The sequence below is a fragment of the Alicyclobacillus acidiphilus NBRC 100859 genome (assembly GCF_001544355.1).
Classification (GTDB): Bacteria; Bacillota; Bacilli; order Alicyclobacillales; family Alicyclobacillaceae; genus Alicyclobacillus; species Alicyclobacillus acidiphilus.
The window spans coordinates 172,231-196,457 of record NZ_BCQI01000001.1; the positions used below are offsets into that span (position 1 = coordinate 172,231).

Sequence of the window (24,227 nt, forward strand, 5' to 3'; positions counted from 1 at the left end):
GAGTTAGGACGACTTCCGGGATTCAGACGACTCCGCCAACGGCGCCGCGTGCGGATGCGCCTTCTCGTTGCTGCACACGACGGTGATTTTGCCCTTGGATGTCTTTTCCACCATCGGATGCTGACAAGTCGGACACAATTGCCCCGTCGGCCTTTGCCACAGCACATAGTCGCATTCTGGATAGCCGCTGCAACCGAAGAACACTTTCCGCCGCTTCCCACGTCGTTCGAGAAGAACCTTGCCGCACTTCGGACAATTCACTCCAACTTCCTTGACAATGGGCTTCGTATTGCGACATTCCGGAAATCCCGGACACGCCAAAAACTTTCCGTATCGCCCATTTTTGTAGACCATCATGCGACCGCACTTATCGCACGGCACATCAGACACTTCGTCTTTGATCTCGACATGTTCGAGCGACGCTTCGGCCTGTTCCAAGTTCTGTTCAAATTGGCGATAGAAATCGTCCAACAACTTGATCCAGTCAGCCTTGCCTTCTTCGACCGAATCCAACTCGTCTTCCATGTTTGCGGTAAAGTCCACGTCAATCAGTTGATCAAAATTCTCCTTCAACAAATTGACGACGATTTCGCCAAGTTCGGTCGGAATAAAGCGCTTCTGCTCCAACAGGACATAGCCGCGTTTGATAATCGTGTCGATGGTTGGCGCATACGTACTGGGGCGTCCAATGCCCAACTCTTCCATGGCTTTGACCAAACTCGATTCCGAATAGCGCGGAGGCGGCTGTGTGAAGTGCTGCTCGGGATCGATCTTCGACACCTCGTACACGTCGCCTTCATTGACCGGCGGCAGCAATTTGCCGTTGTCGTCATCGTCCGCATCGTCGTTCCCTTCGATGTAGACGGCCATGAACCCAGGGAAGCGAACAACGGATCCCGTCGCTCGGAACCACGCTCCATCGATCTCGGAATCGACCGTCGTCGTATCGAGGATGGCCGACGCCATTTGGCTCGCGACGAAACGCTCCCATATCAATTTGTACAGACGATATTGGTCCCTCGACAAATGTTCTTTCAACTGTTCAGGATGTCGTAATACCGACGTCGGCCGAATGCCTTCGTGAGCGTCCTGCGCATCCTCGTTTTTGCTGTACTGACGCGGTTTTTCCGGTACAAACGACGGACCAAACGACCCCGCTATCCATTGCCTTGCCTCATCCTGAGCGGTCGCCGCGATGCGCGTCGAGTCGGTACGCATATATGTGATAAGACCCACGGAGCCTTCCCCAGGAATATCGAGGCCCTCGTATAACTGCTGTGCGACGGACATCGTCTTGAATGCGCGAAACCCCAGTTTGCGGGCCGCCTCCTGCTGCAAACTGCTGGTTGTGAACGGGGCCGCAGGGTTGCGTCTGCGTTCCGACTTTTTCACGGACCGCACCGTCAACGGTTTGTTCTCGATCCGCTGCAGCAACGACTTGACCGCTTCTTCGTTCGGCAGCGGCGTGCGTTCGCGATTGTATCCATAAAAACTGGATGTCAGTTTCTTTCCGTCAACGGGCGATGTCACCTGGACGGTCCAGTATTCTTCAGGCTGAAAGCGTCTGATCTCGTTTTCCCGATCCACAATCAGCCGCACTGCCACCGATTGTACCCGGCCTGCGGACAACCCTTTCTTGACCTTGCGCCACAGCAATGGGCTCAAACGGTATCCGACCAATCGATCCAGAATCCGCCGCGTCTGTTGCGCATTCACCAAATCCATATCGATCTTTCTCGGCGACTTAAAAGCTTGCTTCACCGCATCCTTGGTAATTTCGTGAAACACGACGCGGCAATCGTCGTCCGGATTGAGTTCGAGAATATGCTGGAGATGCCATGCGATAGCTTCCCCTTCGCGATCAGGGTCGGCCGCAAGATAGACTTTCTTGGCTTTTTTGCTGGCGTTGCGCAATGTCTTGATGACATCGCCCTTGCCGCGAATCGTAATATATTTCGGTTCAAATCCATGGTCGACGTCCACGCCGAGTTGTGACTTCGGCAAGTCGCGAACATGTCCCATGGAAGCTTTCACCATATATCGGCTTCCAAGATATTTCCCTATCGTCTTCGCCTTTGCAGGCGACTCGACGATAACTAAGTAGTCCGCCAAAACGTCTCCCCCTGTTCGTCGTAACACTAGGCGATGCGGGCAATTTGTTCCACCCATATTATCATCGGAGTAAATTTCAATGCAAACTGACCGCAGTTCTATACTGACGTAATTTGGTTCGCCGATCCATAGTGTATTGTGTCGAGTTTCTTCTATTATAATGGAATCCTGTTGATGACTTGGTGAGCATCATGCACAGCGAAGGGCGGTAAAAAGATGATTATCGGTACACATCACGGCAAATTCCACGCAGACGAAGTCCTCGCGGTAGCCATCTTACGCCAGTTGGAGCCGGATGCGTCCATCGTCCGGTCCCGCGATCCCGAAACATTATCCACGTGCGATATCGTGGTGGACGTCAATCGATCTCCGTACGACCATCATACGACCGACAAACAGTACAGAACCAACGGCATTCCGTTCGCGTCAGCCGGGCTCGTCTGGCGAGACTTCGGCGTCTCGGTCATCACCGCCATGGGCGCGGACGAGGCGACCGGCATCACCCTGCGCGATCTCATCGACGAAAAGGTAATTCAGGCGATCGACGCGATCGACAACGGAGTGGACCTGGAACGCGATGCGCGAATCAAAGGAATTTCCGAAGTTATTGGCACGTTCAATCCGCCGTGGAACTCCGACGGCGACGAGAATGAGGCATTCGAGCGAGCCGTTCGCTTCGCGTCCGAGATCCTGCAAAATTACATACGCAGCGAGTGGAGCAGGCTGGAAGCCATCGATGTTGTGAAAAGCGCGTTCGAACGCCGCCCCCGCCCTGAACTGCTCGTATTGGAACGATTCTGTCCGTGGACGGAGACACTGCTGGAGATCGATACCTCCCAACAGGTTCTGTATGTGGTTTTTCCGGATAAGACCGGGCAATATCGGCTGCAGGTCGTGCCAAAGAATCCAGGCACGTTTGTGGCGCGAAAGCCTCTTCCTGCTCGTTGGGCCGGGTTGGATGGGCCCGAATTCGCAGCGGCATCAGGAACGCCTGACGGCATATTCTGCCACCCCGCCAGGTTTATCGCCGGAGCCGGCAGCCTTCAAGGCATTTTGCAGCTTGCCGAACAGGCGATCCAGGAACCAGTGGAGAATTAAGCGGCTCCTTGGCTTCCGCTTCAGATCCTATGGCCGACGGCAAAAGGACTGCCTAGAACCGGGCAGCCCTTTTGCCTGTTGCGCCTTTGGATCCCATGCCCGTGGAAATGCACAACTACCGGGCAAATACGAAATCGCCAATCGAAGTTATGGATGGCTGAGAGCGTACCCAACTGACGCTCGGAGTCTTCGCCGGATTGTAAAACACCAAGGCGCCGGGGACAACATCCTCCCCACGGCTCAACACGTCCATGGCAGCCTCGTCGTTCAACGCTGTCGGATTGGTATAAATGTAACCATTCTCCACACAGGTAAATTGATAATGTCCGTCGATGACTTGGAATACGACATCCTTCACCGTCTTCCCGTATGAACCGGCTTTCAGCCGATGAAGAATGACGTCGCCCACGGCAATCTGAGCTTTTAAAGGTTCGCTGCCAGCCTCCGCGTGGATGACGTGCTCCATCCAATACAAGTTCGACGAAGTGTCTGCCGATGCAGGGACCTTCGCAGTACCAGATGAAACAGACACGGCCTTCACCGGAGCGGTGGCTTGGCTAGATGCCTTAATCCGAAGAGTCGTTCCCACCAGAAGATTTTTCGGTTGCACGGTTGGGTTCAGGGACTCCAGACGAGAAACGGACATTCCATACCGTTTCGCGATATTGAACAGCGTATCGCCTGGCCGAACCACGTAGGTCGAGGGGCTTGTTGAGGAACCACTGGTTTGCGGCAATTGAAGTTTCGTTCCGGGCTGCAGCTTGGTCGGATCGACATTGGGATTTGCCGATTCAAGCGCTTGAACCGACACACCCTCCTGTTTGGCGATGGTCCACATCGTCTGTCCTTTGGACACGGTGACAGTGCTGGCAAAAGCCGTGGATACTGCAAGACAACCTGTAAGAACCATAGCTGAGATAGATAGTGTTGATCGTACACGCCACAAAAGCTTCAAATCCTCTCGTTTTGCCTCCGAGGTTAGTTGTCGGGTTCGGATGACGAGACACCCGCCGCTCACAGCGATTCACCCCAAGGTCAGTTGACCAAGAATCCCCCGTACGCCACGATCCGTGGCGATTCGGCACAGTATTTGACTTGAGAAAGTATATCAAATCCTTTTGCGAGAGGGAAAGGCAAAAAAATTGACATCTGTGTTCAAGGTCGTTGCGTTCGCTCCGGTGCAGATATCGTGACGAGCGTTCCATAGTCCGTCAGTTCCCATAGACGTTTGGCATCGGCCACAGACATCTCCACACACCCTACGCTCTGCGGAAATCCGTAACGAGGACGAACCAGGCCGTGCAAAGCTTCTCCTCTATAAAAGAAGCTCACATATGGAACGTGGTCGACGCGATATCGCCGACCGCTTGGACTGATTCCGTCCATGGTCTGACTGCGGGTACGAAGGTAGATGACATGAGTGCCAGTGTGTGTGGCCGCAGCCTGAATTCCGGTGGAGCAAATGGCTCGAAACACCCATCGTCCGTCCTGCCACACGTGGACGGTTTGGGGTATCGATTGATCGACATAGACATAACGGTACGGATGTCTTGCGTGAAGCTGCAACTCGAAAGACAATTGTAACGCCCGAAAAACGGCCGGACCCGCAAATCCGTCGACGGGCAACCCATGCTCGAGTTGGAACGTCATCACTGCGCCTTTCGTCAACACGTTGTAGGTTGACGGGTTCCACAACTGCCGCAGACTGTCCGGCACGTTTGGATAACGCCACCGAAACAGACCGATGGCGGGCGAGTCCGGCGACAGATCATACATGGCTTCGACGGGCGTGGTCGGAACGAATTCAAGAGGCAAATAGCCCAATTCCGACAGTACTTCATGTAAATAGAGCACGCTTGCGGTTTCATCCCCTATGGTGACCACCCTGGGCCGCGCAATCGAGGACGGCGTCTCCCGGGCCGGTGTTTGACTCTGGGATGGTGACTGAACCGCAGCCATTGCGGTTGACACGGACAAACCAGCCGCAAATGTGCACACTGCGAACAACAAAAGCATCCGATGTCGGCGAACGGACTTCGTTTGGCGCATGAACGATCCCTCCCGTTCGTAGGATGCGAACGAAACGGGTGTTATACTCCAAGAGTCGGCGAATGCGGAAAGGAAACCTCTGCCGGCAGGTACCGTCCGTCGGCGAGTCGGCGAATCAAACCGGCCACCTCCAGTTCCAAGAGCCCTGCAAACACGTACGATGGCTCCAGGGACAGCGCGATCGCGATTTCTCCAGCTCTTCTTGGCTCATCCTCATCGACTGCGGCATACAGCATCTGCAGATGTTCTGGAACAAACCGATTCGAACGAGACACAGGGTCGGAGCAGCGGCTTCCTTCAAATTGAATGGCCATCATTTGCTCCGGATCGACAAGTGGAATGGCTCCGTCGAACAAGAGCTGATTGGAACCGCGGAACATTTTCGACGTGATCGGCCCCGGAACGGCATACACGTCGCGTCCGAGTTCGAGGGCGCGTTCCACGGTGCCCAACGCCCCGCTCTTTTCCCCGGCCTGAACCACGACCGTCACGTCTGCGAGTGCGGCGATGAGACGGTTCCGTTCCGGAAAATGGTGCTTTGCGACCTGCATCGCAGGGCTGTATTCGCTGAGAGCCAGCCCAGAATCCGCGATCTCCCGATACAGTGAGGCATGACCTGGCGGATAGCAAATATCGAGCCCACAGCCCAACACTGCGATGGTCGATCCGTGCGCGTCAAGCGCAGCTCGGTGGCCGGCACCGTCGATACCAAGCGCCATCCCGGATACGACAACGCCCCCGCATGCCGCAACCGTCCCCGCAATCCACCGAGTCGCCTCCAAACCATAGCTGGATGCCCGGCGGGTGCCCACCATCGCGACACGCATCGGGCGCCGAAGCGTGGACGTGTCTCCACGGGCGAACAGCACCAGCGGCGGATCGTGCAAATCGAGCAACTGTTCAGGATACGCCGCGTCGCCCAAGACAATCACGGAGATGCCCCTCGACCGTAGACTCTCTTCCAAACCATCGACGTGCTTCGAGCAGCCGGCTCGCCAAGCGGCCATCCGTTGCACCGTTTTGCTGCGGCTGTGGCTTGCCGCGGCCCAGTCGCCGCTGTCAGCGCTGTGTAACGCCGTGATCGACCCGAATGAACGCACGAGCGACCGCAGCGTGCTCGGCTCCAAATGCGGACACATCGCCCAGAACAAGCTCAATTGACGTTCGTCCACGGTACACCGCCTCTCTCCCGGCTTCGAGAAGGATTTACGTGCATTCTCTCTCGCCTTCGGACATCTGTCGATGACGCGAACGACAAAAAGCCGTCCGGGACGTTATCCCAGACGGCTTCACGCGGCCGCGAAAGCCACAAAAATTTATTTGGACTTGCAAACTTCCAGCAGACCGCGTTCTTCGATCACGCTGTACAACGTCGCACCCATCTCCGACGGTGTCGGCGCAACGCGGATTCCGCAAGCTTCCATCGTCTTGATCTTTGATTCGGCAGTACCGGCTCCACCCGAAACGATGGCTCCCGCATGGCCCATACGACGTCCCGGAGGCGCCGTGGCACCTGCGATAAAGCCCACGACCGGCTTCTTCATGTTGGCCTTGATCCACTCCGCGGCCTCTTCTTCCGCAGTACCGCCAATTTCACCAATCATGATGACGGCCTCTGTATTCGGATCGTCGTTGAACATCTTGAGGACGTCGACAAAGTTGGTTCCGTTGACGGGATCGCCACCAATACCCACAGCCGTCGATTGTCCAATTCCGCGGACCGTCAACTGATACACTGCCTCGTAGGTCAACGTGCCTGAACGCGAAACGACGCCGACCTTGCCAGGCATGTGGATGTAGCCAGGCATGATGCCGATTTTGCATTCGCCCGGCGTGATCACACCAGGACAGTTCGGCCCAATCAGACGCGTGTGACGGCCCTCCATGAATCGTTTCACCTTGACCATGTCGAGGACGGGAATGCCTTCCGTGATACAAATCACGAGATCGAGTTCAGCCGCAACAGCTTCCATGATGGCGTCAGCCGCAAAAGCGGGCGGAACGTAGATAACCGACGCGTTGGCCCCGGTCTCGCGGACAGCCTGCTCGACCGTGTTGAATACCGGCAGACCCTCGACCGTCGTACCGCCTTTTCCAGGCGTGGTGCCGCCAACCACTTTCGTGCCGTATGCCAAGGCTTGCTGGGTATGGAACAAACCCGCCGAGCCGGTGATGCCTTGCGTAATGACTCTCGTGTCTTTATTTACCAAGATACTCATGCTAGATTTCCCTCCTCACACAAGCCCAACGATCTTCTGCGCCGCGTCCGCGAGCGAATCCGCTGCGACGATCTCGAGGCCAGAGCCGTTCAGTATCTCTTTTCCCTGCTCCACGTTGGTACCTTCCAAACGGACGACCAGCGGCTTGTCCAAGCCGACCTGTTTCGCCGCGGCGATGACACCGTTTGCGATCACGTCGCACTTCATGATGCCGCCGAAAATGTTGACCAAGATGCCTTTGACGTTTGGATCAGAGAGAATGATTTTGAAAGCAGCCGTCACTTTCTCTTCGCTGGCGCCGCCGCCCACGTCGAGGAAGTTCGCCGGCGCGCCGCCGTAGTACTTGATGGTGTCCATGGTCGCCATCGCAAGTCCGGCGCCATTGACCATGCATCCGATGTTGCCGTCGAGCGCGATATACGTCAGGTCGAACTTGGACGCCTCGATCTCCTTCGGATCCTCTTCGTCCGGATCACGAAGAGCAACGATATCCTTGTGGCGGTATAGCGCGTTGTCATCGAAGTTCAACTTCGCGTCAAGCGCCAAGATGTCGCCGTCGCCGGTGAGAACGAGCGGATTGATTTCCGCGATGGAGCAATCCTTCGCGATATACGCTTGATAGAGCGCCATCATGAATTGCACAGCCTTGCGAACCGCAGTTGGCGGCAATTCCAGCTTGAACGCGAGATTGCTCGCCTGGAACGCGTTGAGGCCCGTCGCCGGATCGATGGTCTCGCGGAAGATCTTCTCAGGATGCTTCGCGGCGACTTCTTCGATCTCGACGCCGCCCTCTTGGGACGCCATCATGACGACACGGCCTTGCGAGCGATCCAGCACGAGGCCTATGTAGTACTCTTTTTGAATATCGGTCAGTTGCTCAATCAAAAGACGCTTCACCACTTTACCTTCCGGACCGGTCTGGTGTGTGACGAGCGTCTTTCCCAACAGCTCCCGTGCATGTTGTTCAACCTCTTCAAGGGACTTTGCGAGCTTGACGCCTCCCGCTTTTCCCCGTCCGCCAGCGTGAATCTGCGCTTTGACTACGGCCTTGCCGCCAAGTTCCTTGGCTGCTTCCACTGCTTCTTCAACCGTGAAAGCCACTTTTCCTTGTGGAACTTGCACGCCAAACTGAGCCAAAACGGCCTTTGCCTGATACTCATGGATGTTCACGTGCCACGTCCTCCTTTGATCCCGTCAATACCACAAAAAAACTTGACGAACGTTTGCGCCGTTCGCCGATTCCCTCTACCAGAATAGAACTTCAGATGGGATTTGACAACTTGGAAGGAAAGTTCAGAATTCTCACTTTAAGGAATGTCCATGCCGGATCCACGCTGCAGCCACGAAGGGAGGAGTGCTCAATACACAATCCCGTGCACAATTGAGCAAATGTACGCAAACACAAACGTACAGGCCAGTGTGAGGAGCAGTTTTACGGCGGATCGATGGTGCAGCACGTAGGCAACCAAGCCCGCGACGAGCCCAATGGTCCCGCTGAACAGTGCGCCTGCGAGCAGTCGCGGACCCGCTGCGCCAGGCAACATGCCCCATACCGCGAGAACCACCGTAAGCGCTGCCAAAACGTAGCAAATGACGCGCAGCCAAACAGGATCGCGGAAATGGAAGCGGGCGGGACCTTGTCGATCCGTCTTGCGATTTCGGCGTCGCTGATACGCGCGCAAATCGATGATTTGTCCACTTCGAGAATCTTGCTTCGACGAGCGTCGGCGTGGATTTTCCAATGGAATCCCTCCGTGACATCGCAACTCGTACCGAACGAATCAAAGTCTCCTTTACATTATGGCGCACCTGAGCCGTTATTGCTATATCTAGCTGTAGTCGATCAACAAACGGTTCGGCCATTGCAGGAAAGGATGATGCGGCGTGTTGGGTACATCGATTTCAGCGATTCACAACGGGGTCAGTGCGGAAATCGTCAAGGTGGAGGCGGACATCGCGCCTGGTTTCCCGAAGTTTTCCATCGTCGGACTTCCGGACTCGGCTATCACCGAGGCAAAGCTTCGAATTCGTTCCGCGTTTCACAACAGCCAATTGCCTTTTCCCAAGGGTCGAATCACCATCAACCTAACGCCTGCGCACGTTCGCAAACGTGGATCGGGGCTCGACCTCGCCATGGCCGTCGCCATTCTTCGCGCTCAGGGCACGCTGGCGGAAGGATCGCAAAACGAAGCATACCTTGGCGAATTGGAGTTGTCAGGCGCGCTCTCTTCGGTGGAATCCATCGTCAGCCTCATCCTTCGTCTTGCTCAGGACGGCGTAAGGCGGATCCATTGTCCAGCGGGACAGATGCTGCCTTCCTCCCTGTCCAAGGAGATCGACATGTATCCGCATGTCTCGCTGAACGGCGTGATTGAGATGCTGAAACGGGGCACGCCCCCAGCATGCCAAGCGGTGTGGAGCGGACCACAGGCGGCGCGAGACGACGGTTCGGCGGCCATCCCGCTCGATGCCATCGCGGGCCGCACGATGGAAAAGCGACTGCTCTCGATCAGCGCCGCCGGAAACCATCCACTTTTCTTGATTGGCCCGCCTGGCATCGGCAAGACCACGCTGGCAGCCAATCTCGTGCATCTACTTCCGGATTTGGACGACGCCGCGGCGCTCGAATCGTACGCTTGGCATGAACAGGCGCACGGCGACCATACCACCTATACGCTCCGTCCGCCGTGCCGGACACCCCATCACACACTGACACCGGCAGGCCTCGTCGGCGGAGGCGTGCCGCCGCGCCCGGGAGAGGTCACTCTGGCACACCACGGGGTGCTGCTGCTGGACGAGCTGTTCGAGTTCTCCCGACCGACGTTGAACGCGCTCCGAGAACCCATGTCCCAACATACCGTGCACATCGCGCGGGCGGGGAGGGTCGCTTCGCTTCCCGCTCGCTTTCTCCTTTGCGCCACGGCCAACCCTTGTCCATGTGGATTGCGAGGCTATGGCGAATGTCGCTGCCTGGACAGCGACGTCCGGCGGTACTGGGGACGTCTATCCGGACCCGTTCTGGACCGGATAGACATCGTGTTCTACATGAACCACGACACCGCGACGCACACCGCCGCGGCCGACGGCGAGTGGTCCGAACAGCGTTTGCAAAGCCGCGTCGCAACGGCCCGAGATGTCTTGCGCGACGCTTCGAAGGAGGGGACGACACCCACACAGCGAATGGACGCCGAGGCATCCCGGCGGATCGCGATGTTGAGGAGGCGAGTCGTTGCGTCGGATCGCGCCGAACAGCAACTGACAGCCGTTGCGGCCACCATTGCGGCGCTCGATGGACGAGATGTCGTGCGGGCTCGGGACATTGAGGAAAGTCTGCAATTTCGACGGGCTGCCACGTGACCCGCAGAAAACGGGCCGACGGCCGGTTTCTCAAGTTGCGTCATGGGTATACGCGAGCGTGATCGATGGAGGTCACGAGGCCGCCCCGAACAACGAGACCAATCACATCGAGCGCGACGGTCCAGTCGGCTGGCATGTTCCGCCGCGCCAGATACACGTCAGCCTGCGCGACGAGACGGGCCAGCTTGAGGCTGGTGACAGCGTGCAGCGGCTCGCCGAAGGCCAGCGACCGGCGGGTCTTCACTTCGATAAACACAAATTCGCGCGCGTTTTCCGCAATCAGGTCGATCTCGCCGTAACGCGATCTCCGATTTCGCTCGACGACGCGCCACCCGAGGCAGCGCTCGACATACGCGGCGGCGAAATCTTCGCCGAATGAACCAAGCGCCGCTGGATCACTGCGACAATCGGTAGACATACGCGAGCACCTCGGCGACCGCCTGATACAGTTCCGGCGGAATCACGCTATCCACTTCCAGTGAAACCAACGCGTCCACGAGCGGTTTGTTTTCCATCACCGGGACAGCGCTGGACGTTGCAGTGCGAATGATGGCCTCCGCCACTTCACCCGCACCTTTCGCCACGATCCGCGGCGCGTCTTCACGCTGTTGTTCGTACCGCAAGGCTACAGCGCGCTTCGTCGTCATGGAGCATCAACCTCTCCCATCGTCTCGTCCGGACGTGCAACGGTCCACCCCTGCAATTCCCACCCGACTTTGGCCAATGGTTCTGCCACGACCCCGGGACCATTCTTCAAATGCTTCAGCAAGTTCTCGTGATCGGAAAGAAAGTGGACGAACAGCTGCGGACGCTGCGCCGTGATGAGACACGTCACCGCGTGGCCCTGAACCTCGAAATCGAACCGGATGCGATGAATGAGCTTGCCGCCGCTGCCCATCCGCGTCTGCCGGCGGGCATGCCATTTGGCGGCACGATATGGCGGTCTTTCAGGTCGCGGAGAATCGATAAAGAGCAGACCTCCGCCGGACCGTTCGTACGGATTGTCGATCACGCTGGACGTCAACCGATCCCGCACAACCCAGTTCGTCAATTTCTGTTTGTCAGCCTTGGAACTGGCCTCTTCGATGATATCGCGACTCATCGAAGAAAATGGCAGCAACGGCGAATCGGTCCGGATATTCAAGGACGCTGTCGGCGTGTGCGAGTCTGACGAAACACTCGCAAGCACGTTCCACAACTGCTTGACGACCATTTCTAACTGAGAGGGCTCGGACGACGACACAGGCACGGTTTCGGTCGAGGGCTGCGACAACGGTTCCGACTCAGGCGAGTCGGCTGTTGAGACTTGTGCTGAGACGTGTTCTGAGACGTGTGCAGCTTGATCCGGCGACGATGCGTTCACCGAGCCAGATTCAGACGGTTGTAGTAGCGGATCGGCTGCATCCTGTTGAAACAACTGCTGCAGCACGAGCAGCTTCCATGCCCATTCCGCTTTCAGCAATTGCGGATTTTGCAGAATTTGCAGCGGAACGTGCCGCTCCAGAGCGAATAGTTGTTCTTCAACAGACTGCAGTCGCTGAACCAAGGAAGAAGCCGAATGTCGAGCTCCCGTGACCTCGGTTCCAGGTCGGCCAACGCCTGGCCCGGTCGGATGAATTCGCTGTGTCAGCGAAACGTTGCCGGCAGCCGGAGACGGGCGTTGAACCGGGATATTATCCATTGGGCAACAACCTCATCTGCATTTGACGTGACTGCCGCACTGGCGCAAAACTGGTTCGATGGTATGGCGTCGGGCCATAACGTTCCAATGCCGCGCGATGTTCCTTGGTGCCGTAACCCACGTTGCGCGCAAAACCATACTCGGGATATTCGTCGTGCAAAGCTGTCATCAATCGATCGCGATACACTTTGGCGACAATGGAAGCCGCCGCGATGGACAGTGAACGTCCGTCTCCGTCGACAATGGGCAGACAAGGTATCGGGGTCGCGGCGGGCGCGTTGCCGTCGACCAGAGCCAACTCGACGGGCGTATGGAGACGCTCCAAGGCCCGCCCCATGGCGATCTGGCTCGCCCGAAGGATATTGAGTGTGTCGATCTCTTCCACCGACGCCTCACCAATGCCCACATGGCAGCGTTCCATCAACAGAGTTGACAAAGCTTGCCGCTGGCGTGCGCTCAATTGCTTCGAATCATTGACCGACGCCATCGCTTCGTCGACGTCACGGATCACGACGGCGGCAGCCACGACGGGACCAGCCAGACAGCCGCGTCCGACCTCGTCGACCCCGGCGAAGCACAACCCGCCCGCCATCGCGATATCAAATTGCCAACGCGTCAGAAAAGAGGTGGTAGATTGGACCACAGTCGTTGTCACTCCTATTGCTGTCCAGTCTACCTCGTAAAGGGGGAAGATGACTAGATACGGATTGGAGAATTGATCGAGCTGCTGAAAGCGGCACAGGCCGACTTACGATTCCTCTGGCCACTCCAGCGACATCCTGCCAAGCTGGCCGTCCTGCGCTTCCTTGACGAGCATTTTGGACACGCGTTCGACATCGACCTCTCCGCCGCGGGCAAGCATGCCGCGCCTTTTTCCAATCTGAGTGAACACGTCTTCGACCACCGGCCAGACGGTCTGCACGTCGGACCACTCAACGTCCGGCAGCGAATCGAGATCGAAACGGGCCTTCAGCAATTCCGGGTAACGTTGAATGGCGTAGCAGATGAAATATACTGCAGCTTCCTCGACATCGTAGATTTGGTCCTTGATAGCCCCGCTGACGGCCAAACGCAGTCCCTGTTCGGGCGTATCGATCTTTGGCCACAGCACGCCAGGCGTGTCGAGCAGTTCGATATCCCCCAACTTGACCCATTGCTCGGAGCGCGTCACGCCAGGCTTATTGCCCGTCTTCGCGATGGAGCGCTTTGCAATTTGATTGATAAACGACGACTTCCCCACGTTCGGAATGCCGACGACCATCGCCCGAACGATGCTGCGCCGGAGTCCACGCGCTCGATCCCGCTGCACCTTTGGCTGCGTCAAACGGTGAACACTATCCTTGACCAATCCAAGCCCGTCGCCAGACAATACGTTCACCGCGATCGAGTCGATACCCTGAGCCCGAAAATAGTTCTGCCAGGCTTCTGTCGCCGCCGGATCGGCCAAATCAGACCGCGTCATGACGATGACACTGGGTCGACGCGTCGACAGTTCTTCGAGAACCGGATTTCGACTCGACACGGGCAAACGCGCGTCGACCAACTCGATGACACAATCGACCTGGCGTATGCGCGTCTCCATCATTCTTCTGGCTTTGGCCATATGACCAGGATACCAATGTACTTGCACGTATGTACCTCCAACAGGCCCTATGTATATTTTGTAGTGTTAGCGTGCGGCGAAGAACGCAATTTATGTAGGCTGAAAAGATTCAACAGGACAATACGCGTCTTCCCGGGCCACTGGTAACAAAAAACGCGGAGGAAGACCTCCGCGCTCTTGTTACCGCCGAATTTCCTTGATACGCGCTGCCTTGCCGGAACGGCCGCGTAGGTAGTGCAACTTCGCGCGGCGAACCTTGCCGTGACGAGTCACTTCGATTTTATCGATCTTCGGCGAGTGAAGCGGGAATGTACGTTCCACGCCTACGCCGTACGATACTTTCCGCACGGTGTATGTGGCACTGATTCCACTTCCCCGGCGGCGAATGACGACGCCTTCGAACACCTGAATGCGCTCGCGCTGACCCTCGCGCACTTTCACGTGTACGCGAACCGTATCGCCCGGACGAAACTCCGGGATATCCGAACGGATTTGGTCTTCCACCACTGAACGTAGTAAGTTCATGGCTAGACCTCCTTCCCACAAGTGTTCATGTCCACTTTCTCGACAGAGGACCACTGTAATCACCGAAGCATTGTAACACAGGGATCCCCCGGCCGACAATATCGCAGGACGCTCCTCTTTAAAAAGACTTACAAAAAGACCCCGATTGGTATCCCAACCGAGGTCTCCAAGCGTAGGTCTACAGAGTCTAACAGCAAGATCCGAACATTGCCAACACGCTCATCGATTAATTGAACTGCTCAGGACGTTCATCTGTACGGCGGATGGCATTGGACGACACTGATTCTGCTTCCGACTTGATTGAGTTCTGCCGAACGAATTGCTTAAGCGCATACTTGATTTCCAAATCCCGTACATACTCTGGCAACTCAGGTTTCAACATCGTCAACATCACTCTCCTTGACTGAAATAGCAAATCTCAGCCAAGTTCCCTTCTGGATCATGCGATTGTCCTACAACGCTTACGGAGTTAGCTGTCGGGTTCGGGTGTAGGCGACCCTACGCAAACTGCGATTCACCCCAAAAACTTGGTTCCTCCGCTTCCAAAAACGGAACTCAGCGATGAGTTGCAAGTTCATTGTATGCCATTACGTGAAAATCGGCAACCAATCATCCAATTTTCACCAACCAATCGTCCGGAGATGGCCTTGTTAATTCGCGCCACGCTCAAGCTGTTGAACGAGTGTGGACGGAATTTGCATCTGCGCGACCGTAGGCTGATCAATCGCGGAAAACAGCGTTGTCGTCGACGTCAGCATCGGACCTACGTTGTTCACCATGTTGACCGACTGAGTTTGCACTTGGCGCAGATAACCCGATGTCTGCCCCACGTAAAACACGTATTCAACCCCGCTTGCCGTGTCGTTGAGCGTCTTCGCCGAACTCCCCACCGCGTCGGCGAGGAAAGCAGGCAACGGCGCCATGCCGTTGGGAACCGTTACTCGATAGACATTGCAGTACTCGTCCATGACATACGTCTGATTCATCTCATCCAATTTATAGCCTTGCTTCATGGCTTGTTCAATGACGTCCGCGTAACCTTGGTACGCGTCGAGATTCTGCAGAGGCTGCATCTTAATCCAAGTGCCGTTGTCTTCCTGATATGCGACCTGACCCTGCTGATACATTCCGATGTTGAAGTTGTTTTCGTGGACCTGCATGTTGATGGTATCAGGCAACTGGATCGTACCGTAGACGGTGTAACTTGTCTTGAGACTTCCATTTTGAATGGAGACAGAACTCTGCAAGCGATACAACGTCGCGCCTTCGCTCTTCGTGATGGCGTTCAACAACGGTGTCCAATCGACATTCTTCTGCGTCACCGTCGTGGCAGTCCCTGAAGCAATCGAGGCCGTTTGTACGCCAGGCGCACAGCCAGCAAGCAGGCTCCCGCAAAATACGGAAATCAGGACCGAGGTTGCCCACCTGTGTCGCACTTTCATTGAGCATCCCTCCTATTGCCGCGAGTAAGACGAATGCCCCAGCCGATCACGATGATGAGCCCCAGCAAAATCGCCGCGATGGGCAGCAAGGGCGCATTCGTCTTCTGAATCACCATGTACTCGCCGGTCCCGTAAATATCCAGGGCAAGATCTTCCGGACCGTCCGCCTGGAGCTTCAACGGCGTCACATTGACCACGTTCGTACGGAAGACGCGCCAGTCCCGAACCAATTGCCCGTGTCCTTCAGGATTACCCACGAAGTGATAGGCCGAAAAATACCGCGTCGGCGAGTTTCTCAACATCGAAGGGTCATTCGTGACGATCTCAGGCTGCGCTTGTCCATTCGGCATGATGGCTTCGAATCGGAACGTCGAGCTTGTCGCCGTGTATACCTGGTGCCATTTGCCCGATGAGTCTACGGTGAGAATGTACGCTGGAACGGCATTGACAAATACCGCATCCGTGCCACCGGAAACGAGCGGACCGATTTTCACATCGTTTGGCACTGGGTTGTCCACTGTACCATGATAGGTTGAAACGACCTTCCCTGTCGCCAAATCCACGACATGGAGTTCGTTGTTTCCAATCAACAGCGCTTGGTCATCCGTTTTGGACGTAAAATGTCCAATCCCGACAACCGTGCTTGCATCAATCGGAACCGACACGCTCTTACCGCGATCCAAACCTGTCAATTTGCCGTTTTCAACATCGAGGCCTCCGCTTGCGGGCGACACTCCAAGTTGCCGCAAGCAATCGTCCCAATTTTCAATCTCCTCTTGCGCCGCCTGGTTTGCGACAACTTGAATGGATGATGCGTAAGCGGCAGGGTTTACCGCGGTCGCAACAGCGTCGCGATCGTCGAGATACGGGGTTAGATATTCGGAAATCTGCCCGTCGTTGACATACCAGTGCGCAATCTCGTACGGGAAAAACGCCTGCACGAGTTGCAGAGGATTGACCAGAGCCAGATCCTTGGCTGTCGGTGTCGTCTTGACCAAATGTCCATTTTGTTCTTCCAACTCGACCAACTGATACTCGCCGTTTGCAGTCTGGAGCGCATTGTACAAAGCATCCGGAGAATCGGTCGCATTCATAGCCAACGCTTCCAAGTCTGTCGAAGACGGTACGTAACCATCCACTGTAATGATGGCGTCTCCCGTCGCTTTATGAATGACAGCGAGCGGAGCCTCCTGCATGTCCTGCAGCGTCAGATGCACGCGCGATTCTTGAAGAATCTTGAAATGGTCCAAAAACGCCCAATCGTCGCGGGGAATGAACATCTCCGCCACAACAAGCGCAACAACCCCGATGAACGCAGGCAGGAGTTTCACGCGGCCGAACCACCCGGCAATAATCAGTAAGCCCACGCACATCACGATGGTTCCCAAGGTCGACGTTTTCACGGATCCGAAAGCCAATGTGGACAATCCTTCGCCGATGAGCAGGACGACCATCGTGTACACGACCCACGGACGACGTACCGATCTCGGTATAGAGGTCAGCCACACAACGATCAACGCGGCGTCGATCAGTACGCCATAGACGGCGAGATCCTGAACCACAGGCCGAAGGATCCAAATGTATATGACGTTGATGAAAAGTGCCCAGAACAGATACCAAAGAATTCTCCCGGCACCAGTCAAGAGACTCTTATTCATGTGTCTCCTCCTGACTGTCGAAACTCCGACTCCAAAGTAAGAGCAACCCTACAATCAAAAAATAATAGAGGAAGTTCACAGGGTCCTCGAATACATTCTCGACAAAGTCGTCAATCAATAAAGCCGTGACACCAATCAATCCACCCAGAGCGAGGTAGCGATCCCCGCCTGTCGCCCTGAGAACAACCTTCTGCACAATCTCGACGACGATGCGCACATGCATCGCCAAGAACAACGCCAAACCGACCAGGCCGGACTCGCCGAGAATTTTTGCATAATAGTTGTCGGAGTAGATGGAAAAACCGTGATCGGAAGCGACCATACCGCCATAACGGCCTAAACCGACGCCGAACAACGGGTTGCTCGCCATCTGGTCAAACGCTGTCTGCCAACGCACAATTCGGCCGCCCTGCGACGACTTGATGTAGTAGACCTGGGAAAACAAATCCATCACGCGGTGGTGAATCGGCGGCAAAAAGAAGCCGATGACGCCGAGAACAACCACAATCACGAGGAGTCTTCTGTCGAACGCGATCGCGACGAGGACGATCCCGATGCCCAGCCCCATCCACGAACCTCGCGTATAGGTAAACAATAGAGTCAACAGACAAAAGACGCCGCCGATACCGTAAATCAGCTTGCGAATCCGGTTCTTATCAGCCACCACAAGCCCGAACAACAATGGCGTCATCATTTCCATGTACGCCCCGAGTTCATTCGGAGACTTGAAGACGGAAAACACGCGTGATCGAACCTGCTCGCCTACGTCTACCCAAGTGGCCGGAATGGGCGCGGCTATCGCATATTGAAAGACGCCGTGCACCCCAATTAAAACAGCGATCGAAGCCGCCGCGTACAAAATCTTCTTTGCGTCCTTGGGTTCGAGCACGAACGGCAGCAACAAACCGAACAGCATATAGTAGATATCGGCTCGCAAGCCGTCGAACGCCACCTTCGGCGCAGCCATCCCGGCGAAGAATAAGCCTACCAAGTACAGCGTGTACCAACCGGCGTACTTGGCCCAGCCAAAACCCGGCGGTCGATGCCCGCGCAGGACGCGGTTCAAGGCGATAATCGCCAAGGCGAGCAAAACGAGCTTGTCCCATATGGAACCAAGACCATGAAACTCAGACAATCGAAGTGTGTAGTCCACAATTGGAAAAGCAACCAGCAAGTATGTACACCATTTCGCAACGCGCGCCCCGTACAATCGAGGCGCCTGTACTCCCTCGTTCACCAGGTAAGCCTGGTCTTGCATCCACTTCAACTCCCACCCTCAGAAGGTTGTCTCACACAGCATCCGTCCTCAGCCATGCCATCGCGTGCGCGACGCGGTCGTGGATGCATCGCTGTCTTTTTACCCCATGTAAACTGCTGTCTCTCTCTGCAGGTGCTGCCCTTGAATCCCATGAGAAAAAGAATACCATACTCTGTTTCATTTTAGGGATCGATGTCGAATGGAATCAATAATTTCTCGAATTCTATACACAAGCTTACGATCTCAACACGGTCTGCTTCTGACGCTGCCATTGCAGCAGGTAGCTCGATGGACTAAAGGCCCACTCTCGAACCCCCATGTCTTTATAGATGCCAAAGTGCAAATGCGGCGGAAACTTTCCGGACGTGCCCGGCGGTCCGTAACCGCTGCTGCCCACATAGCCGATGACTTGGCCAGGCCGCACCAGATCTCCTTGGCGCAAGCCCTTTTGGAACGCGGACAGGTGCCCGTAGTAGTAATACATGTTGTTCGCGTCTCGAATCCCAATTCTCCAACCGCCAAGCCGGTTCCAACCCATTAGCTCCACATACCCGTAGGAACACGCCAAGACGGGCGTGCCGTAATCGGCGAAAATATCGACGCCTTCATGGATTCTGCGACCGCCGAAACTCCGCCGCGCTCCAAAGGTGTGCTTGATCGTATAGTTGTACCGCTTGTCCAGCGGAAAGGAGTGGCCGTTGACGTTGAGGCCGAACGCGTGGAACATGCGGGCAAACGCAAACACGCGCTCGACAGCAATCGGGTCTTGGAAGAGATTCCATACGGCGACTTCGTCATCCTCGTCTGACTCTGAGTCCAGCCAGTACGCAAGTGTCTTGATCCGATCCGGCTGATCAAATGGCAGCGCCAGCATATCGCCGTTGGCGTCTTGCCCCAGCCCGCCAAAGACGCTGATAGCCTGAGGCGACACATCGTCCAGATTCGGATTTTCGATCCCGGCCCAAGCAGCCGGATGAAACGCGAACCCGTAATACGGGGCCTCCACCCGTTCGGATCGCGTCTTGATCAACTGCGCATACCGATCAATCCCTGCCAGCACAGCCCAATCGACGTCGTACATCTCGCCATACTTCTGATACAGAGGCACCAAAGCCGCCTGTGTCGCCGCCGGCCGCGGCGTCTCTTTCGCCTCGATGGACACACCAGGAATCGCAAAGGATAAAACCGCAGCAGCAGTAAGGGACAGCCGCGCCATATTCCGCATGTTACAATGGATCTGCAGCATACTTCATCACTCCCCAAACCCAGGTCATAACCTTTACACTTTCCCAGGGAGTGACAATGTATGCCGGAGAATGTATCGCCGGAGTTGATGCCATGACCGTCACACAGATGAAGACAACCGTTCGCTCCACCGAGATCGATGTCAACGGACATGTCAATAACGCCAAATACCTCGAGTACTACGAGTGGGGCAGAGAAGACTGGTACGAACATCGAGGACTCACGTATGCCGCCTTGCGCGATCGCGGCGTGGTGACGGTCGTTGCGCGGGCCGAAGTGGATTACCGCCATCCGGCCAAACAGAACGACGTGTTGACCATCACCACTTGGTTGAACGAGGTGGGCCGCACCAGCTTTCGCATGAAACAACACATCGTGAATGCGACGGGCAACCTGATCAGCGAAGGACAATTTGTGATTGTCTGCGTACATCCTGACACAGGCAGGCCCGTTCCGGTTCCCAGCGAGATTGCCAAGTATGTCGTCACACGGTGAAGATTCGGCCGTTCGTCCGATGCCGATTGCACCATGCGACGCTGCGGCGCGGCGGTGTCAACGTACGTCCAAGACGGTCGCCGGATAACCCAGCGACTTCAGCTTATCCACAAAACGCTGCGGCAGCGGCGCGACAACGTCGATGCGATTCGACATGTTCAAGTGGAACGCGTGAAGATAGAACACTTCATTTCGCGGGCCTCTGGCGCCGTATTTTCGATCCCCGATCAACGGATGACCAATGGACGCCAAATGCGCCCGAATCTGATGGGTTCGTCCCGTTTCAAGACGAATCCGAAGCAACGTCGTTCCACCGCTCGCATACACGGGCTGATAGGATGTCGAACTCTCTTTGCCCCCGTCCACAGCCACTTTCGTAACGTGATCGCCTTCACGGATCAAAGCGGTTTGCACACGGCCCGGCTTCGAGACGCGGCCGGACACGAGCGCGCAATATTCCTTTTGGACGTCGGCCGTCTGAATCGCCGCTCCCCAATCGCGCGCGGCTCGCGACGTCTTTGCGAAGACCACGAGCCCGCTCGTGTTGCGATCCAGCCGATGCACCGGCGCCGGCCGAAATGCTTGTCCAAAGTCCATCGCTTTCGTCCGATAGACGTACGCCTCGACGCGCGCCTGCAACGTGCTGCTGTGTTCACCTTCCGCCGCGTGCACCAACACGCCGACCGGTTTGTCGACAATGATAATTTCGTCGTCTTCGTAGACGACTTGGAGATCCTGACTGACGCCCGCGTACTTCTCGCGCTTCGGCTTACTCGTCAGCGCAAAATCCTCATCTGTCATATACAGATGAACCGTGTCACCTTCGTGCAGGACGACGTCTTGCTTCGCCCTTTTGCCGTTTACTTTGATACGACCCGTGCGGATAAATTTATAGATACCTGACAACGGCATGCCCGGCAGCAACAGCCGGAGCCATTTATGAACCGGCTTGCCGTCGTCAGCTCCCTGAATGGTCACTTCAATCAGCGAAAATCACTCCTATCGAATACCCGTGCGGAAACACCTTCATATGCTAACACAGATAACCCTGGCGCGCTCAGCACAGGGCCGGGATCGACAGATCTTACGTGCGTATCATCCTTACAAGGAAAACAGGCTCCAGAGGAATGGATGCAGGTTTATGCTTAAATCAATTCATTCCATGCTGTTTTCTCCACTGAGGATCTCTATAGTAACGCACAATTGACTTATTTCCCACATCGATTTGCGGTAATATTGTCAGACACTTTTATCATTGCATCACCACAGAAAATACATTCCGACTCACGCGAAACCGTCTTCCTCCTTCCTCGAAAAACCCGACAAAGAAGCTGCCCTTGAACTGGAGCGTGTGCATAAAATCCTTCAAGGACAAACGTTAAAGACATGTTTTCCCCATTTCATCACTGTTACACCCTGTTGCAAGCGAATACAATGACGTCAAATATCCCATTCTCTTCTTAGGGGGAACACCTATTGTCGAAGACACGTGTACTTTCCGAAACCGACGTCGAACAATTTATTGAGTTGGGGTGGGTCCGAGTACCACAAGCATTTTCGCGATCGGATGCCTTGCGCGCACAGCGTGTTGTGTGGGAACAGGTTGAAAAGCGCGGAGTGAAGCGTGACGACAAATCGACTTGGACGCAGCCTATGATTCAAATTAACGAAAACTATGACACACCCGAGTTTCGCGCTTGTGACACTGACCGATTGGCCGATGCCATTGAAGATCTCGTCGGCTACGGACGTTGGACGAATAGAGGAATACCGAATCGTTGGGGCTGGTGGCCTGTCAACTTTGCAAAAGGTGCGGAGTCAGAATGGGATGTGCCGAAAGGAGGCTGGCACTGGGACGGCATTCACTTCCGCCATTTCTTGGACAGTCCGGAGCAAGGTCTATTATGCCTATGCATCTTCTCAGATATCGGTCCAAGAGGCGGAGGCACCGTGATCGCAGAAGGATCGCACAAAGTCGTCGCAAGGTATCTCGCCGAACAGCCAAATGGCGTTGAGCTTGGCGAGGGGATCAAAAGCGTGAATCAAAGTCACGAGTGGTTCCGAAAGCTGACAGGTCAAGAAGAGGGACCTCTGTCCCGTCACCAGGGCACAGCTCGGATCGAATATTTTATGGACCAAGTATACGTCGACGATCACGGTACGAACTTGCGCGTCGTGGAAACGACTGCTGAAGCTGGCGACGTATTCTTGTGTCACCCGTTTCTCTATCACGCCGCGTCACAGAATTTGTCCGGGGTGCCAAGATTCATGTGCAATCGGACGACACCGTTGAAAGACAGGATGAATTTCCAACGAAACGATACGTCCGAGTATTCTCCGTTAGAAATAAGCATTCGTAACGCGACCATGGCATAAGACACATGCACGGAAACGGGACGGAAGATGACCGACGCTGCCATCTTCGATCCCGTCTCCACGCGCACCACCATGCCGCTGGCCGGGATGTCTCCACAGGTGATCGATATTTTCGGAGAACCACGTTCACCAGGGTTCATTGGCGTTGCCAAGCGGCGGCCCCAGGATGACCGACTCTTGAACGGGCGCAACGGCTGCGGCATAGTCTTCTTCGTTTATGCCATATGCCCGATTCATGACTTCCTTCGGTATCGCACGTAGAAAATCCGATCCATATACGATATCCGGCGTCGGACGATCAAAGATCGTCAGCAAGTGAACATCGTTGCTCCGCGCAACAATCCAATGGAACCATCCCTTCGGGAACACCGATACCTGCCCCGGTCCCAACTTATAAACCATCAGTTTTTGAGTAAACGGATTAAAAACGGACGTCTTTACGCTACCCGTGATTACGATCACGGTCTCCGTCGCATTGGTATGCCAATGCGGTTGAATCACAATGCCTTTCGTCATGTGGACATTGAAGAAGCCGTTCGTGATCGCAGGAAACTGTTCTCCAAACAGTTGGGTGATGTAATTATGCGAATCGCGTTGATAATTCACGAACACGTTCGAGTCAGCCGCCAATTCTAAATTGGGGCTCTGCAAGAGAGAATCGTCCATTGTCAAATACCTCCCTACTCTACAGGCCTAGGCTATGCCACACCGAACTGGGCTGCTACTTATACCTGGCCGTGAGTGGAGCCATGGCCACCTGTAAGGACGAAGTTGCGTTCGCGGTGGCGTGATCGCGACGGCGCGAGGGCGCGAGGGCGCGAGGGCGAAGGCGGTGTGGCGCGATCGCGACGGCGGGCGAGGGCGAAGGAGCGAAATAGGCGGCCCTCAGCCGCTTATTTCGGCGAGATGGCCGGGCAAGAGGCAAATAGGCGGCCCTCAGCCGCTTATTCGCCTTCTTTCCCACAGAATGGCGCGATTCGGGCCATTTAAGCGGCGCTGGACCGCTTATTCCTCGCCCATCACACGATTCGACATACTTAAGCGGCCTGCGGACGCTTATTTCGCTGCGCCCCCGATCGCCTCCGTTGCCGGAATCCGCGCGATCACGA

The 24,227-nt window shown here is 55.7% G+C and carries 24 protein-coding genes and 2 riboswitches; of the genes, 4 read left to right on the forward strand and 20 right to left on the reverse strand.

The genetic code is table 11. From position 1 onward, the window contains the following. Positions 1–3: 3 nt before the first annotated feature. On the reverse strand, positions 4–2,112 hold the full coding sequence (gene topA / locus AAC01S_RS00820) for a type I DNA topoisomerase (protein ID WP_067617240.1): 2,109 nt from the start codon (positions 2,110–2,112) through the stop codon (positions 4–6). A 216-nt stretch (positions 2,113–2,328) separates the two neighbouring features. On the opposite strand from topA, the gene AAC01S_RS00825 reads away from it, so the two are divergent. Next, entirely contained in the window at positions 2,329–3,210 is an 882-nt protein-coding gene (locus AAC01S_RS00825; protein WP_067617243.1) for an MYG1 family protein, read from the forward strand. 115 nt (positions 3,211–3,325) lie between these two features. Here AAC01S_RS00825 and AAC01S_RS00830 read toward each other — a convergent pair whose 3' ends face one another. From AAC01S_RS00830 to AAC01S_RS00855, 6 genes are all read right to left on the reverse strand, one after another. Continuing rightward, complete coding sequence (locus AAC01S_RS00830; RefSeq protein WP_245629991.1) at positions 3,326–4,048, reverse strand: LysM peptidoglycan-binding domain-containing protein; 723 nt, start codon at positions 4,046–4,048, stop codon at positions 3,326–3,328. A gap of 115 nt (positions 4,049–4,163) precedes the next feature. After that, a riboswitch (cyclic di-AMP (ydaO/yuaA leader) is annotated at positions 4,164–4,304 on the reverse strand. A 61-nt stretch (positions 4,305–4,365) separates the two neighbouring features. Next, the gene (locus AAC01S_RS00835) at positions 4,366–5,259 is read right to left on the reverse strand and encodes a L,D-transpeptidase family protein (RefSeq protein ID WP_245629992.1); all 894 of its coding nucleotides are present in this window, start codon (positions 5,257–5,259) and stop codon (positions 4,366–4,368) included. A gap of 41 nt (positions 5,260–5,300) precedes the next feature. Further along, the gene (gene dprA, locus AAC01S_RS00840) at positions 5,301–6,431 is read right to left on the reverse strand and encodes a DNA-processing protein DprA (RefSeq protein WP_067617248.1); all 1,131 of its coding nucleotides are present in this window, start codon (positions 6,429–6,431) and stop codon (positions 5,301–5,303) included. Positions 6,432–6,575: 144 nt separating this feature from the next. Further along, the gene (sucD, locus tag AAC01S_RS00845; RefSeq protein ID WP_067617251.1) at positions 6,576–7,478 is read right to left on the reverse strand and encodes a succinate--CoA ligase subunit alpha; all 903 of its coding nucleotides are present in this window, start codon (positions 7,476–7,478) and stop codon (positions 6,576–6,578) included. Positions 7,479–7,493: 15 nt separating this feature from the next. Beyond that, positions 7,494–8,648, reverse strand: a complete 1,155-nt coding sequence (sucC, locus tag AAC01S_RS00850; protein ID WP_067617262.1) for an ADP-forming succinate--CoA ligase subunit beta — start codon at positions 8,646–8,648, stop codon at positions 7,494–7,496. A gap of 188 nt (positions 8,649–8,836) precedes the next feature. Continuing rightward, the gene (locus tag AAC01S_RS00855) at positions 8,837–9,220 is read right to left on the reverse strand and encodes a hypothetical protein (protein WP_067617265.1); all 384 of its coding nucleotides are present in this window, start codon (positions 9,218–9,220) and stop codon (positions 8,837–8,839) included. A 142-nt stretch (positions 9,221–9,362) separates the two neighbouring features. On the opposite strand from AAC01S_RS00855, the gene AAC01S_RS00860 reads away from it, so the two are divergent. Further along, entirely contained in the window at positions 9,363–10,835 is a 1,473-nt protein-coding gene (locus AAC01S_RS00860; RefSeq protein WP_067617268.1) for a YifB family Mg chelatase-like AAA ATPase, read from the forward strand. A gap of 40 nt (positions 10,836–10,875) precedes the next feature. Here AAC01S_RS00860 and AAC01S_RS00865 read toward each other — a convergent pair whose 3' ends face one another. The 11 genes from AAC01S_RS00865 to AAC01S_RS00910 form a co-directional block, all read right to left on the reverse strand. After that, entirely contained in the window at positions 10,876–11,253 is a 378-nt protein-coding gene (locus AAC01S_RS00865; protein WP_067617271.1) for a YraN family protein, read from the reverse strand. Then, complete coding sequence (locus AAC01S_RS00870; protein ID WP_067617274.1) at positions 11,231–11,482, reverse strand: EscU/YscU/HrcU family type III secretion system export apparatus switch protein; 252 nt, start codon at positions 11,480–11,482, stop codon at positions 11,231–11,233. Before AAC01S_RS00870 ends, AAC01S_RS00865 begins: the two co-directional genes overlap by 23 nt. Further along, positions 11,479–12,516, reverse strand: a complete 1,038-nt coding sequence (locus AAC01S_RS00875) for a hypothetical protein (protein WP_067617277.1) — start codon at positions 12,514–12,516, stop codon at positions 11,479–11,481. The genes AAC01S_RS00870 and AAC01S_RS00875 overlap by 4 nt, the downstream gene beginning before the upstream one ends. Beyond that, positions 12,509–13,159, reverse strand: coding sequence for a ribonuclease HII (rnhB, locus tag AAC01S_RS00880; RefSeq protein WP_245629993.1), 651 nt, complete (start codon positions 13,157–13,159; stop codon positions 12,509–12,511). Before rnhB ends, AAC01S_RS00875 begins: the two co-directional genes overlap by 8 nt. Before the next feature lie 105 nt (positions 13,160–13,264). Then, positions 13,265–14,146 (reverse strand): ribosome biogenesis GTPase YlqF, encoded by an 882-nt coding sequence (ylqF, locus tag AAC01S_RS00885; RefSeq protein WP_067617279.1) that lies wholly within the window; start codon positions 14,144–14,146, stop codon positions 13,265–13,267. A gap of 153 nt (positions 14,147–14,299) precedes the next feature. Next, the gene (rplS, locus tag AAC01S_RS00890) at positions 14,300–14,644 is read right to left on the reverse strand and encodes a 50S ribosomal protein L19 (RefSeq protein WP_067617282.1); all 345 of its coding nucleotides are present in this window, start codon (positions 14,642–14,644) and stop codon (positions 14,300–14,302) included. A 226-nt stretch (positions 14,645–14,870) separates the two neighbouring features. Continuing rightward, positions 14,871–15,032 (reverse strand): hypothetical protein, encoded by a 162-nt coding sequence (locus AAC01S_RS19115; RefSeq protein ID WP_157070986.1) that lies wholly within the window; start codon positions 15,030–15,032, stop codon positions 14,871–14,873. A 55-nt stretch (positions 15,033–15,087) separates the two neighbouring features. Then, a riboswitch (cyclic di-AMP (ydaO/yuaA leader) is annotated at positions 15,088–15,215 on the reverse strand. Between the two features lie 79 nt (positions 15,216–15,294). After that, the gene (locus AAC01S_RS00895; RefSeq protein ID WP_067617285.1) at positions 15,295–16,086 is read right to left on the reverse strand and encodes a hypothetical protein; all 792 of its coding nucleotides are present in this window, start codon (positions 16,084–16,086) and stop codon (positions 15,295–15,297) included. Beyond that, a complete protein-coding gene (locus AAC01S_RS00900; RefSeq protein WP_067617288.1) occupies positions 16,083–17,744 on the reverse strand; it encodes a hypothetical protein in 1,662 nt (553 codons plus the stop codon). The genes AAC01S_RS00895 and AAC01S_RS00900 overlap by 4 nt, the downstream gene beginning before the upstream one ends. After that, the gene (locus AAC01S_RS00905) at positions 17,737–19,002 is read right to left on the reverse strand and encodes an O-antigen ligase family protein (RefSeq protein WP_067617291.1); all 1,266 of its coding nucleotides are present in this window, start codon (positions 19,000–19,002) and stop codon (positions 17,737–17,739) included. Before AAC01S_RS00905 ends, AAC01S_RS00900 begins: the two co-directional genes overlap by 8 nt. A gap of 235 nt (positions 19,003–19,237) precedes the next feature. After that, positions 19,238–20,248: a M23 family metallopeptidase gene (locus tag AAC01S_RS00910; RefSeq protein WP_083511398.1), complete on the reverse strand. Its 1,011-nt coding sequence runs from the start codon at positions 20,246–20,248 to the stop codon at positions 19,238–19,240. A gap of 92 nt (positions 20,249–20,340) precedes the next feature. Here AAC01S_RS00910 and AAC01S_RS00915 point away from each other — a divergent pair, with 92 nt between their 5' ends. Then, positions 20,341–20,742, forward strand: a complete 402-nt coding sequence (locus tag AAC01S_RS00915) for an acyl-CoA thioesterase (protein ID WP_067617295.1) — start codon at positions 20,341–20,343, stop codon at positions 20,740–20,742. A gap of 57 nt (positions 20,743–20,799) precedes the next feature. On the opposite strand, the gene AAC01S_RS00920 is transcribed toward AAC01S_RS00915, so the two are convergent. Then, on the reverse strand, positions 20,800–21,720 hold the full coding sequence (locus AAC01S_RS00920; protein ID WP_245629994.1) for an RluA family pseudouridine synthase: 921 nt from the start codon (positions 21,718–21,720) through the stop codon (positions 20,800–20,802). A gap of 498 nt (positions 21,721–22,218) precedes the next feature. Here AAC01S_RS00920 and AAC01S_RS00925 point away from each other — a divergent pair, with 498 nt between their 5' ends. Further along, complete coding sequence (locus tag AAC01S_RS00925; RefSeq protein WP_067617301.1) at positions 22,219–23,118, forward strand: phytanoyl-CoA dioxygenase family protein; 900 nt, start codon at positions 22,219–22,221, stop codon at positions 23,116–23,118. 126 nt (positions 23,119–23,244) lie between these two features. On the opposite strand, the gene AAC01S_RS00930 is transcribed toward AAC01S_RS00925, so the two are convergent. Then, entirely contained in the window at positions 23,245–23,784 is a 540-nt protein-coding gene (locus tag AAC01S_RS00930; RefSeq protein WP_067617304.1) for a cupin domain-containing protein, read from the reverse strand. Positions 23,785–24,227 lie beyond the last annotated feature (443 nt).

Excerpts from the sequence above, each read along its gene's own strand:
- AAC01S_RS00825 (WP_067617243.1), top strand. The coding sequence starts at position 2,329 with ATGATTATCGGTACACATCACGGCAAATTCCACGCAGACGAAGTCCTC.
- AAC01S_RS00830 (WP_245629991.1), bottom strand. The coding sequence starts at position 4,048 with ATGTGGACCATCGCCAAACAGGAGGGTGTGTCGGTTCAAGCGCTTGAA.
- AAC01S_RS00835 (WP_245629992.1), bottom strand. The coding sequence starts at position 5,259 with ATGCGCCAAACGAAGTCCGTTCGCCGACATCGGATGCTTTTGTTGTTC.
- sucD (WP_067617251.1), bottom strand. The coding sequence starts at position 7,478 with ATGAGTATCTTGGTAAATAAAGACACGAGAGTCATTACGCAAGGCATC.
- AAC01S_RS00865 (WP_067617271.1), bottom strand. The coding sequence starts at position 11,253 with ATGTCTACCGATTGTCGCAGTGATCCAGCGGCGCTTGGTTCATTCGGC.
- AAC01S_RS00870 (WP_067617274.1), bottom strand. The coding sequence starts at position 11,482 with ATGACGACGAAGCGCGCTGTAGCCTTGCGGTACGAACAACAGCGTGAA.
- AAC01S_RS00875 (WP_067617277.1), bottom strand. The coding sequence starts at position 12,516 with ATGGATAATATCCCGGTTCAACGCCCGTCTCCGGCTGCCGGCAACGTT.
- rplS (WP_067617282.1), bottom strand. The coding sequence starts at position 14,644 with ATGAACTTACTACGTTCAGTGGTGGAAGACCAAATCCGTTCGGATATC.
- AAC01S_RS00895 (WP_067617285.1), bottom strand. The coding sequence starts at position 16,086 with ATGAAAGTGCGACACAGGTGGGCAACCTCGGTCCTGATTTCCGTATTT.
- AAC01S_RS00900 (WP_067617288.1), bottom strand. The coding sequence starts at position 17,744 with ATGAATAAGAGTCTCTTGACTGGTGCCGGGAGAATTCTTTGGTATCTG.
- AAC01S_RS00905 (WP_067617291.1), bottom strand. The coding sequence starts at position 19,002 with ATGCAAGACCAGGCTTACCTGGTGAACGAGGGAGTACAGGCGCCTCGA.
- AAC01S_RS00910 (WP_083511398.1), bottom strand. The coding sequence starts at position 20,248 with ATGCTGCAGATCCATTGTAACATGCGGAATATGGCGCGGCTGTCCCTT.
- AAC01S_RS00915 (WP_067617295.1), top strand. The coding sequence starts at position 20,341 with ATGACCGTCACACAGATGAAGACAACCGTTCGCTCCACCGAGATCGAT.
- AAC01S_RS00930 (WP_067617304.1), bottom strand. The coding sequence starts at position 23,784 with ATGGACGATTCTCTCTTGCAGAGCCCCAATTTAGAATTGGCGGCTGAC.